The 11918-nt window shown below is 57.5% G+C and carries 9 protein-coding genes; 1 reads left to right on the forward strand and 8 read right to left on the reverse strand.

What is annotated here, in order from left to right; all coding sequences use genetic code 11:
- Positions 1–645 (forward strand): phage terminase large subunit (gene terL, locus NKI96_RS24220; protein ID WP_352762267.1); only part of this gene is annotated, 645 nt, incomplete at its 5' end.
- On the opposite strand, the gene NKI96_RS24225 is transcribed toward terL, so the two are convergent.
- From NKI96_RS24225 to NKI96_RS24260, 8 genes are all read right to left on the reverse strand, one after another.
- Complete coding sequence (locus NKI96_RS24225) at positions 627–1823, reverse strand: uracil-DNA glycosylase family protein (protein ID WP_023727419.1); 1197 nt, start codon at positions 1821–1823, stop codon at positions 627–629. The two genes, terL and NKI96_RS24225, sit on opposite strands and share 19 nt — an antisense overlap.
- A 401-nt stretch (positions 1824–2224) precedes the next feature.
- Positions 2225–3652, reverse strand: a complete 1428-nt coding sequence (locus NKI96_RS24230) for a gamma-aminobutyraldehyde dehydrogenase (protein WP_352806563.1) — start codon at positions 3650–3652, stop codon at positions 2225–2227.
- A gap of 191 nt (positions 3653–3843) precedes the next feature.
- A complete protein-coding gene (locus NKI96_RS24235) occupies positions 3844–5646 on the reverse strand; it encodes a dipeptide ABC transporter ATP-binding protein (protein WP_023727420.1) in 1803 nt (600 codons plus the stop codon).
- On the reverse strand, positions 5643–6599 hold the full coding sequence (locus NKI96_RS24240) for an ABC transporter permease (RefSeq protein ID WP_198018670.1): 957 nt from the start codon (positions 6597–6599) through the stop codon (positions 5643–5645). Before NKI96_RS24240 ends, NKI96_RS24235 begins: the two co-directional genes overlap by 4 nt.
- Positions 6584–7603 carry an ABC transporter permease gene (locus NKI96_RS24245; RefSeq protein ID WP_023727422.1) on the reverse strand — a complete coding sequence of 340 codons (1020 nt, stop codon included), beginning with the start codon at positions 7601–7603 and terminating at the stop codon, positions 6584–6586. The genes NKI96_RS24240 and NKI96_RS24245 overlap by 16 nt, the downstream gene beginning before the upstream one ends.
- Positions 7591–9156, reverse strand: coding sequence for an ABC transporter substrate-binding protein (locus NKI96_RS24250; RefSeq protein ID WP_023727423.1), 1566 nt, complete (start codon positions 9154–9156; stop codon positions 7591–7593). Before NKI96_RS24250 ends, NKI96_RS24245 begins: the two co-directional genes overlap by 13 nt.
- 60 nt (positions 9157–9216) lie before the next feature.
- Positions 9217–11538 carry a N,N-dimethylformamidase beta subunit family domain-containing protein gene (locus NKI96_RS24255; RefSeq protein WP_084014403.1) on the reverse strand — a complete coding sequence of 774 codons (2322 nt, stop codon included), beginning with the start codon at positions 11536–11538 and terminating at the stop codon, positions 9217–9219.
- On the reverse strand, positions 11535–11912 hold the full coding sequence (locus NKI96_RS24260; RefSeq protein ID WP_156929743.1) for a N,N-dimethylformamidase alpha subunit family protein: 378 nt from the start codon (positions 11910–11912) through the stop codon (positions 11535–11537). Before NKI96_RS24260 ends, NKI96_RS24255 begins: the two co-directional genes overlap by 4 nt.
- Between the last annotated feature and the right edge of the window lie 6 nt (positions 11913–11918).

An 11918-nucleotide genomic window follows, 5' to 3' on the forward strand; every position in this document is an offset into this window, starting at 1 on the left:
CGTCTGGGACACGCCGAACTGGACGGTCTAAAGCGCCTATTAGGATCGCTCAATTTTTCCGCGCAGTACCAACAATCCCCTGCCCCACCGGACGGCAACATGGTCAAGAGGGTGTGGTTTCGCGACTACGATCCAAATCAGTTCGACCGTCGGTCGATGACCATCGTTCAAAGCTGGGACACCGCGCTTAAGGGCGACCCCTCCAGCGATTACTCCGTCGGAACGACATGGGCCAAAGACGACAACAACTATTATCTCCTCGATCTCGTCCGCGTCCGGGCAGCTTACCCAGACCTCATCAAGGCGGTGAAAAACTCCCTTCTGGAGCACTCCCCCGACATCATCCTCATTGAGGATGCGGGTTCCGGCTCAAGCCTCATCGCCGACTTGGAAAGCCAGGACATCAGCACCACGCCGGTAAAAGCCAGAACCGACAAGGAAAGCCGGCTGTCACGTGTTGCCGCAATGATCGAAAACGGCAACGTCAATCTTCCGAAAGACGCGCATTGGAGAGATGACTTCCTGCTTGAGGTGCTCGCATTTCCGCACGGAAAGCACGACGACCAGGTCGACTCCATGACCCAGGCGCTGATCTGGATGAAGGACGACAAGCCGACGGGTAGGTTCTATTTCGGGAAATTCTGAAGCGCTGCTCCTGAATCGGGATGGTATCCTCGGCGCTGATCAAGCGTGGTCACCTTATTCCGGATATCGACATAGCGCCTACGCCAACCGTTCTCTTCCCCCTGTGCGCCCAAGAACCATGCGATGGGGCCGTTGTTGGCTCCGCTGGCGTGCGGCATCCCAGTCAGAATTCTGCGCTCTGGAACTCCGACCTCGCCGCCAATTCTTGCCAATACCTCCGAGACCATATCTCCCATGGGGACAAACACGGCGTTGGGAAAAGCTGAGAGTTCTTCGGTGAGCCACTCTCGGGCCTTGTCGAACAAGAACGGGACTTTGTTCATGTCAGGCGAGCGGCTGTAGTTCTCGCCATCGACGAAGGTTGGATAGCGGATCGCCGACGTGAAGTGAGCACGCTGGCTATCGACGGTCCACAGGGTTGCGGTCGACGTAATCCCCAGCCAATCGTTGAGGCCAACGGCATCCATCAGCCTCACGAGATTCTTTCTCATGTCCCCAGCAAAGCTGGCATGCACCTTCGCTCGTGCAAGGATATCTTCGCGCGATGCTCCGCTCGCCATCGCCCGTTTGGCCTCGAGAAGAGCCTCCCGCATTTGCTGGCGGCCAGGGGTGATGCCGACAATCACGATGTCCGCTCCAGCATTGACGTAGCCGAACGGTGCGTATGCGATGTCGAGCCGCTTCGATTTGTAGACGTGCGACCCCATCAGAAGCGTGCGCGGATTCTCGATTTCGCCCGCAAGCTCGGCAAGCGAGATCTCCCGAACGAGCCTGATGTAGTCTTTGTCGTTGCCCGATGATGCCAGGGTCCTCTCTGTATGGCTTGCAATCGGCGCGTTTTGCCACGGTACTTTTTGCGCAGGGGCAGGTTTGACAACACGCTCGATTGAAATCTGTCGGCTCACTGGCTCCGCAGGCACAGCATCCCCGAGCGCAGGTGGCTCGGCGTCCACGATGTCGGCAGAAATTAGTCGGCGATCCCGCGTGCCCCTGATTTCCATCCAGATCGGCCAGCCTCTCCGCAAGTAGGTTCGCAGTTCGTCGAGCGTCGTTGCCTTCACCCTATTCGCGATGTGATGCCGTTCCCGGCCAAGCGCCGGATCGGCCGCCCCGTATGTGGTATCCGCGAACCTGTGCGGGACGAGAATCTCTCCAGTATCAGCCTTTATGCGGTACATGCGGTCCCCCACCAGTTGCTAAAATTTGGGATAGTGCATTGCGGAGAAGCCGCAACAGGAATTTTTGAGGTTTTTTCAGAGGCCAGCGATGATGCTGCAAAAGCCTTCATAGACGCCAACCTCGCGCTACAACCGAAGTTTGTTCGTTGGCTGACTAGTGGTCTGAAATGGGGCCGATTCCTGTCAGGCGGCTTTCGGGAACCGCCCTGCGAAAGCGGGCCTCGGTCTTGCGAATATAGGCCCGCCGAAGGCGCTCGACACACGCTTGGTCTGGTCGCGTGGCTCGATAATACCATGGGCCATGAGCATCCGACGACCAGCCGGCGGATCGCCGAACTGGGGGTAGGCATCAAGGTCTGCCAGCTTCCAAACTTTGTGAACTGACCGCCGGAACGCGTTGCTCACGAATGCTTGATCATCACATGGCGTACTGATGTGTAATCCTCCAGCGCATAGATAGACATATCCTTGCCATATCCAGATTGCTTGACGCCGCCGTGGGGCATTTCTGTCGCGAGCATGAAATGGGCGTTGACCCAGGTGCAACCGTACTGGAGCTGCGACGCGACGCTCATCGCTTTGGAGATATTGCTTGTCCAAACCGAGGAGGCCAATCCGTAGTCGCTGTCGTTCGCCCACTCCACGGCCTGTTGGTCGTCTGTGAAACGAGTAACTGAAACGACCGGCCCGAAGACCTCACGACGCACGATCTCGTCGTCCTGGGTCGCACCGGCAATAACGGTTGGCTGATAGAAGAACCCTTGTTCGCCACTGGTGGCACCGCCTGTGGTGACCTGGATGTGCTTTTGCTCGTCCGCCCGCTCAACGAAACTTGCGACGCGGTCCCGTTGGCGCTTCGAGACAAGGGGGCCAATCTCGTTGCTGTTGTCGTCACTTTGATTGTAGCGGATTGTAGAAACCGCAGCACTCAGATCTGCGACGAAATTATCATAGACTCTATCCTGCACATAGATACGGCACGGGGCCGTACAGTCCTGGCCCGCGTTGTAAAATCCGAACGTACGGATGCCCTGCACCACGGCCTCGAGATCTGCATCGTCGTAAACGATGACCGGAGCCTTCCCTCCAAGTTCCAGATGTGTCCGCTTGATCGTCGCGGCGGCGGCATGCATTACTTTCTTCCCAGTGCCGATGTCGCCCGTGATCGACACCATGCTAATGCTGGGGTGATTGATTAGCGCATTTCCCACCGTTTCCCCGCGACCAAGGATAACGTTGACGACGCCATCGGGAAGAATGTCCGCCAAGAGCCGCGCCATCTTCAGTGCGGTAAGCGGGGTTTGCTCTGAGGGCTTGAAAACGACTGTATTGCCGCCAGCTATTGCTGGTGCGAGCTTCCACGCCATCATCATCAGAGGATAGTTCCACGGCGCTATCGAACCGACAACACCCACTGCATCGCGGCGGATCATCGAGGTATAGCCGGGCAGATACTCTCCGGCCACAGGCGCGTGCATAGATCGGACGGCGCCAGCGAAAAAGCGCCAGCAATCAATGATCGCAGGCAATTCATCATTGCGCACCGAGTTGATCGGCTTGCCGCAATTCAGTGCTTCGAGTGCGGCAAAATCTTCGGCATGTCTTTCAACGGCGTCAGCGATCTGCAAAAGACAAGCCGAGCGCTCGGCTGGCGTGGTGCGCGACCAGCGGCTGAATGCTTTTTCAGCAGCATGGACCGCTGCATCGATTTGGCCTTCAGAAGCTTCAGCAAGGTCGATGATTCTTCCACCGGTCTTGGGGTTAAAAATCGTCTCCTCAAACTCAGTTCCTGGTTCGAAGCTAGAGCCGATCAGCAACTCAGTGTCCATGAATTCTCCTTATGGTCTCAGTTTGCCGCGATCTTGTCGCCGCAAGACTTGTCCTTGATCAGTTCGCCAAGTGCAGAAAGTTACGCACGGCGCAGCACAGTCAAACGGGCGATGTGCTCGAGCGACGCTTCGATATCATTCCAACCAGGAAACCGAGTTGAGGTGGCTCGATCAGAACGCGCAGGGCCGGGCTAGGCCATTGAAAATGCAAATCTAGGCGTGTCCGCTAGAAGTCTTTGTGTCTCGTCTGCGGCTGGCGCGCGTAGGACATCCTCAACCCTACCGAACTCCACGATGTGCCCGCCCTGCATGACCGCAACATGCTGCGCAATATTGCTCGCCACCGCCAGGTTGTGTGTGACGAAGAGCATCGCGAGATTGTGATCGCGCTGAAGCTGCTGAAGTAGTTCGACCACAACGGCTTGAACCGACACGTCCAGAGCGGAGGTTACCTCGTCACAAATCAGCAATTCGGGGCCGACTATCAACGCGCGTGCGATCGCCACGCGCTGTCGTTGACCCCCCGAGAGCTGATGCGGATATCGATTGGCGGATGCGGAGGGTAAGGACACTTCATCCAATGAGGCAAGAACGCGCCTACGCATCTCTGCGCTCGACGTTGACTCAAACTGTTCAAGCGCCATGGCCACCGACTGGCCGATTGTTCTCCTCGGGTTCAGGGACGCGTACGGATTTTGGAAAATGTACTGAATCCGACGACGCGCATGGACTGACCGGTGAGAGGCGTGCGGGGGTATCATCTTACCATCGAAGATGATTTTGCCATTTTGATTACGATGAAGCCCAGCCAGACAACGTGCCGTTGTCGTTTTACCCGATCCCGATTCCCCCACCAGGGCAACACAGTTGCCTTGACGAATTTTGAAGGAAAGCCCTTTGAGTATCCGAGCGCTTCCATGAAACGCTTCCAGCTCTATAACCTCCAAAGCGACTGGGCGGTCGGCGGCGGATTCAAGCTCAATCGATCGAATCGGAGTTGAGATAGCCTGAATCTCATCTGCCCTTACACAATTTACGTACTGACCCTTTCTGATTTCTGTAGCCTCTGGGATTGAGGTGGTGCAGCGATGTTCCGCTGCGTCGCATCTCGGGGCAAACGCGCACCCTCTGGGACGGCGAGACGGCTCGGGCGCACTGCCCCGGATGCCGCTAACTGCGGATTTGCGGTCTAGATCAGGCACCGCGTGAATTAGCGCCCGCGTATAGGGATGTGCTGGGCTAGAAAGCAATTGTAAAGTGCTTCCCACTTCGACAATTCGCCCAGAGTACATAACAGCTATTCGGTTACAGAGTGCTCCGACAACCGCAAGGTCATGGCTCACATAGATCGCCGCGACGGAGTGTTCGTTGCATAGACTGCGAATGGTGTCGAGCACGTGGGATTGCGTCGTCACATCAAGGCCCGTGGTTGGTTCGTCCATCACGATTACCCGCGGGCGGTTTGCAAACGCCATGGCTATGCCAACGCGCTGCTGTTGCCCGCCGGAGAGCTGGTGCGGATACGCGCGAAGAAATTCAGGCGATACAGGCAGCTTCACCAGACGAAGCAGCTCCAGCAGCATTTCCTCCGTGACCGAGTTCTTCTGATCGAAGCATTCGGCCAGTTGGGTTCCGATGCGAAGGATCGGATTGAGCGCAGTACCTGGGTCCTGCGGTATTAGTGATACGAGGCGCCCTCGAACTTTCTGAAGCTCTCCGGCTCCCATTGACAGGACGTCTTGTCCGTCAATCTTTATCGACCCTCCGCCAATCGTGAGGCCCTTCCGACAATAACCCAGGACTGCGAGCCCCACCGTCGTCTTTCCGGAGCCAGATTCTCCGACCAAGCCCAGAATTTCTCCGGGGGCAAGCGCAAGTGAAACACCCTGAACGATGTCCACGTCGCTTTCGGCGACTGACACACGTAGATTGCTGATTTCTAGCGCTAGACTAGCAGTACCAAGGCCGTCCGTTTCTCTGGGATGCACAGTCATAGCCTCTCCTTGCCCGCACCAGGGCCATTACCGAAGCCGGCTACCTGTCCATCGGCGAGTATCTCATCGCTGATGGTGTCGTCGACATCCGCGGCGGGCATTCCACGCTTCGTCCGAGCCAGCGAGTCAGTAAAAACGTTGGTTCCGATAGTTAGAACCGCAAGAATGAACACTGGCGCCGCGACGGCCCAAGGGTTCAAAAGGAGGCCAATTCGATTTTCGTTGATCATCATTCCCCAATCGGGAACGGAAGGATCCGCCATCAAACCGAGAAATCCCAGTCCGGCGATCAGTGCAATCGAATAGGAAAAGCGCAGGCCCAACTCAACCATTAAGGGCGCGGCCAGATTTGGAAGGATCTCTCGCGTAATAATCCGCGTCGTAGACACGCCGATCGCCTCGGCGTAACGGATATAATCTTCCTCCGATACACGAAGAGCCACGGAGCGCATGACGCGAGCAACTTGCGGCGCATGGATTGCGGCGACGAGAAGTGCGATCAGCCATAGCTTTGGCCCGACTATGCTAACGAACAGGAGCGCAAGAACAGTTTGTGGAAAGGCCATCGCCACGTCCAACAGCCTCATTATGACGTCGTCGGTTTTCCCTTTCAGATATCCGCAGATAATGCCCAGCAATGTACCGATGAGTACCCCGGCAACCGTCGCGACGGCTGACAACCCGAGGACCTGTACACCACCCGAGAGCACGCGCGAAAATACGTCTCTGCCCATGAAATCCGTTCCCAGGAGTGCATATGGCGAGGGAAGGTCAAACGGCGAACCGACGAAATCAGTGGGCGGCACAGGAGCCAAAAAAGGGCCGAAGATGGCGCCGCCGATAATGAGAAGTCCAATCACCAGACCGGCTGCGCCGGCTTTCAGATCGCGAAACCACCGCCAACACGTGCCTATCATGGACGGTGCGCTTCTTCCGTTTAAGTCGATTGCCATTGGTGAGCGCTCATCTTTGGTGTGAGTAACACTGCGATCAAATCAGCGGTAAGATTTAGAAGGACGTAGACCGCAGCGAGAAGAAGGACGATCAACTGAATCACCGGGATGTCCCGAGCAACGATCGAGTCAAGCAACCCTTGACCCACGCCGGGATATCCAAAAACGAATTCAACCAACACCACGCCACCAGCGAGATAGGCTAAGGTAAGGGCTATAACTTGAACGACTGGGGCAAGTGCATTTGGCAATGCATGAACGAATATGAGCCTTGGAGTGCTGACCCCCTTCAGCCGGGCCATTTCGATGTATTCGCTCCCCAGAACTTCAATCACTGACGCCCGTGTCATGCGAAACAAATACGGGAAGCAGACCACCGAGAGGGTCAGTACCGGCATCACAAGAATGATCGGGTTTTGCAGGACCGAACTACCAGGTGGGACCAGGGAAACCGCCGGCAGGAGATGGAACACGGATGTCGACAGCAGAAGGATCAGGAGGATGCCAACCACAAATTCAGGCAGCGCCGCTAGCGACAAGGCGACGATGGAAATTCCGGTGTCCATGAAACGGCCAGAGTACAAGGCTGCCACCACGCCCAGAATTATCGAGACCGGGAAGCTGACGGCCGATGTCAACAACAGCAGCATGGCGGAGTTGATTACGCGCGGATAAACGAAGGCCGAAACCTGTGTACCGTTTACCAGGGATCGACCCGGATCGCCGGTCAAGATTCCCGAAACCCAGGTCCAGAACTGCATCATCAAAGGCTGATCAAGGTGCAGTTGAGTCCGGATTTCCTGCAGGCGTGCCGGCGTCGCACTGCGCCCGAGGACCGCCTGCGCCGCGTCGCCAGGCAGAACTTGGGTCGCCAGGAAAACCACAACGCAGACCGCGAAGAGCGTTAGCGCGCCAAGACAGACACGACGAACGGCAAACCTCAGTAACTGATGCTGGGCTTTGGCCGTTCCGCTTGATTTCTCCTGTGTCGTCACGATAGCCACACAGACTTCCATCCGAAGTGTCCCATCGCGTAACCGGTGCGAGCCTGCGTGAGTCCCTCCACGTTATTCGCCAAAAGATCTACCATCTTGTTGAATGACGGAATGATATATCCACCTTCTTCGAAGTCGATTTTCATCAGAGCATGAACAATCTCTTTCCGAAGAGCCGGGTCTGTTGTCCCAACGGCTTGGTTATACAGTTTAATATACTGCTCGTTCCCCCAGTGAGTCTCGTTGAAGGTAGCGCCTGGCAAATGGCATTCAGCAATTTGGGGCAGGTATGGAAAATGCAGCCAGAAATCCTGAGCAAAATTCCACTGGCGATACTGGTCACCGTAAAAAACGTCCGGCGTTACCTGCCGCACCGACACCGTGACGCCTGCGTCTCGAGCTTGTCGTGCGAATACCTGCGCCATTTGCGGAACACCGTTAGCGAAGTCAGATGTGACCAGTTCGACCGCCAAATTTTCCTCGCCGGCCTTTTTCAGCAGGAACTTGGCCTGATCAACGTCGCGAGTTCTCTGTAGAGAAGTGTCATAGAAGGGGTCCCAGCGGGAGAAGACGTCGTTGCCAACTTCGCCATAGCCGCTCAGGGCAATATCGATCATCTGCTTGCGATCGACCAACAGCCGGAAGGCTTTGCGGACATCGGGCTTGTCGAATGGCGGTTGATCGACACGCATTGTAAACGGAGTCCATTGCCCAGGCTCCGAAATCAGGGCCTTGATGGCGCCGCCGGCTCCTACCTGGCGGACCAGCGAGAGAGGGGCCGCTGCGAGCGCGTCCACCTGCGCGCTCTGCAGCGCGTTGAACGCCGCAACGTCGGAGGCGAAGGACGTGATCGTAAGCGTATCGATATATGCGCCACCGCCATGGTAGTCGTCAAATCGCACGAACGTGCTTTGCTGTCCCGGTGTAAAGCTCTGGAATTTGAAGGGGCCTGTGCCGACGGGCTTGGCCGGGTCAAACCCCTCCGGCACAATCGCATAGTAAACCGCCGAACAGATGCATTCTGGGAAGACCGCAAACGGCACCTTCATGGGGATCTTGAGCGTCAGATCGTCAACCACCTTCATGTTGTCGACATCGAGCGGCGCCAGGGTAATGGCCCCGCTCAGCGGCGCCTTGGGATTGACAATCCGCTGAAAGGTGAAGGCCACGTCCTTCGCCGATAGCGTCTTTCCGTCGTGAAATTTGACGCCGCTGCGAAGTTTGATGGTCCATTCGGTGGCATCCGCGTTCGGCTCCATGGATTCTGCCAAAGCGTTTTTGATGCTGGCATCCGCCTGCATTTCCACCAGCGGCTCATAAAGTCCGAGGGCGCGCGCGAAGTCCTGCTGGACCACCCCCGCGTGCGGATCCAGCGTCTCGGTCGGGGTCGCGCCGAGAAAGGCAACACGTAGATTGCCACCTCGTTTTGGAACCGAGCTTTGAGCAAAGGCCGACAGGCCCGAGGACGCTGCGAAGGCAAGGCCAGCACCTCCAATTAGGCCGCTTCGTAAAACGTCGCGACGCGAAATTCCTGAAAGGTTTGGGTTCTGCAGATTCGACATTTTTGTTCCCCTTGGTTGCTCGAATTCTCACCTAACTTGCTATTTTGGTGAGCGGCCCGTTCATGCGATTGCAGCTTCTCTAAGGACGACGTCGAGTGGCTCCGGCCGTAGGAACCGGCGAAGCACATTGCCGGTCATTCGTGCGACGTTATTGTCATAGCTGTTGTGCGACAAAGAGCCGGTGTAGGCGATCGAGCCTACCGAGAAGAACCCGCCGCCACCGCTTAGCGGACAAAGAACAATGTCCGCGCGAACGCCCGGCTGTTCCGTGCCCCCAATTCCAGGAATGGACTCATAAACCTCCTCAGCAGCCAGCAGGTATGCGTCCGACAGCGGGCCAGATGTCGCAAGGAGCAGTGCTTGAGGGGGCGTTCCGAGGACCGGCTGATAGCAGTCAACTTCGGCGCCGGCCGCCCCACCACCCATTATTCCGAATCCGCCAATCTGCTCGTCGGCGCCGATGCCTTCGAAGACAAAGCCGGCTATGGGATTATGGCTGTCTTCCAGACGCTGGTAGTAGGTGCAACGGTCGAACCCCTGCGCCGCAAAACCAACGCCGACGAGACGTTGCGGAGGAAGCCCCTTGTTGCGCCAAAGGCCCGCGATCTCACCCGACGTGGTGTGGCGCCTATCGCCAAACGGCGACTGATGCGGACGGGTGCCAGCATCGGAGCGCCGGAGCTCCATCAGGGACGGTTGTTCGGGGTCGAACGACACGGTGGCGAAGAAACCATTCCCGCCCAAATACATCAGGCGACCGCCGCGGCTGCAGAACTGGTCGATCGCGGCGATTTCGTTGCGTGTCACGTATTCGGGATGGCTGCCGGTTATCACCACCTTATAGTCCTGCAACAGCTCAAAACCTTCGCGGTCCAGGTCTTCGTCCGTGATTGGATCGAACCCGAGCTCCATGATCTCAAGCCAATGGACAATGCAGAGATCCGCCGGCAGACCCCACACGCCCTCCGCCTGGAACCACGCACGATGCTTGGGCTGCAGGGTCAGTATGGGTCGGCGCACACTACCGAACACCACGCCCGAGCCGTCATTGTGGATTTCGTAGCAGGACCTTCCAAATTCGGGATGATCCTGAAGGGTTAGATCGGCGCGGTCGATGATCGGCGTGCGGCTGACTATGATTTCGGCGCCGTTCGCCTCGAACGCAATTCTGTCATTGGCGTAAGCAAGATAGGTCGCAGTGGAGAACAGGACGGCAATGTCGGCCTTTTTCTTCCCTGCTCGGACGAAGAATGGAATGTAATATTCGGCATCCTCGCTGGTCAATTTGACCGCATAGACGCCACTGGGCAGGGCCTCCGGGATCTTGAACGAAAAGGCCGCCGGCCATTCCGCATCCGTGATGTCATCGTCATGGAAGTGGATGGCGTCATACTCATCAGGCGCGAGGCGGAAATCGTCGATCAGACCGGCAAACCGGTGCCCAGCAACACCGCGGGTCGGCGCATTGTAGCAGCGCCCATGGAGCTTGTTGGGTGATTGATCCATGACGTCGTCAAGCAGCAGGCTGTCGGCGCGGTCGCTGCGCCCGAAATGCCAGGCCGCAACGAGGTCTCCCGTGCGGTCCGATTGGCCTCGCCAGATCTTGATGCCGCCGATCTTTCCGTTGAAGGCGTTGGCCGAGAGCCACCGGTATCCGTCCCGCCGCGCCAACGCACCGATCCGGAACGGCGCCTCGCTCAGCGACCACTGCCCGGAGGTCGACGCAGAAGCCGATTGCGGGGCCAGCCCGGTCGCCAGGGCAGAGAACCGATTCATTATGTTGCTGACTGGGGTCTGCTCAAGGTGGACCTTGCCGTCGCGGGCGACGATCCGAACCCTGAGCCTATACCATTGATGGGCTTCGACCGGGGCGTCCAGACATAGCTTGTTTGTGGCGACGCCGTCGTTCCAGATGAAAGCCGGTTTGCCCTCGTCGAGGACCAAGGCGTAACCGGATTGGGTAGCCTCGGACCAATTGCCCAGTACGGCCTGAAAACCCGAACTTTCGCCGAACGAGTTTTGTGTCACATGGTAGGCGCCGAAATGCCCGGAGCGCGTCCCCTGAGGCAGTGTGGGAAAAATATGGGCCTCGATCAAGAAGTCGTCGGGGGCACCCAGCACACCAGTTTCGTCGAGAACTTCGACATAGGAGCCAGGCTGACAGGCGAACCACGCCCCGCGATAGGTTCCTTCAAACTCTGCCGGGACCGCCGTTTCCAGGAAGCCGGGGCCGGCCTGTCCAGTAAAGCCGTGACGAAGGCTGACAAGTGACGCCTGATAATTTGCCACATATTCACAGCTGACGTGAAAGGACAACGCCTCACCCGGCCGCGCCGCGAACCTATCGCTGTATCCAAAAATCTGCTGGGGGCGGCTCGTCATGGCTTGTTCCCCGCTCCCTCGTTCAGGCGCAATTCACCGGGAGATCTGAAAGTCGCAAGAAATGCTTGGTGGCGTATTGAAAAGACGCTTCTCAGCGCGTCCTGGTAGCTGGTGAAAGTATCCGCCAGGCGCACAAAATTTCCGGCCTTGCCCAAGGCGATCCGCCCGATAGCCCACGGCCCATTTGCGCCGAGCGAGATAACGATCTCCTTGTCAGCAATGGCGGCACCGCCCAAGGCGCGAACCACCCTGGCGGTTTTGTCATCGTGCGGGCCAAGCGGAGCGTTTTGATAAGCCGCGACGACGTCATCCGTAAAATCTGCAAGGAGCCGAGCGTTGAAACGTCGCTTGAAAACGTCGCTCAACTCAGTCATGCGGTG

The sequence above is a fragment of the Mesorhizobium sp. M0292 genome, from assembly GCF_040321695.1.
Classification (GTDB): Bacteria; Pseudomonadota; Alphaproteobacteria; order Rhizobiales; family Rhizobiaceae; genus Mesorhizobium.

Coding starts and splice junctions, on each gene's coding strand:
- NKI96_RS24225 (WP_023727419.1), bottom strand. CDS start 1,823: ATGTACCGCATAAAGGCTGATACTGGAGAGATTCTCGTCCCGCACAGG.
- NKI96_RS24230 (WP_352806563.1), bottom strand. CDS start 3,652: ATGGACACTGAGTTGCTGATCGGCTCTAGCTTCGAACCAGGAACTGAG.
- NKI96_RS24235 (WP_023727420.1), bottom strand. CDS start 5,646: ATGACTGTGCATCCCAGAGAAACGGACGGCCTTGGTACTGCTAGTCTA.
- NKI96_RS24240 (WP_198018670.1), bottom strand. CDS start 6,599: ATGGCAATCGACTTAAACGGAAGAAGCGCACCGTCCATGATAGGCACG.
- NKI96_RS24250 (WP_023727423.1), bottom strand. CDS start 9,156: ATGTCGAATCTGCAGAACCCAAACCTTTCAGGAATTTCGCGTCGCGAC.
- NKI96_RS24255 (WP_084014403.1), bottom strand. CDS start 11,538: ATGACGAGCCGCCCCCAGCAGATTTTTGGATACAGCGATAGGTTCGCG.
- NKI96_RS24260 (WP_156929743.1), bottom strand. CDS start 11,912: ATGACTGAGTTGAGCGACGTTTTCAAGCGACGTTTCAACGCTCGGCTC.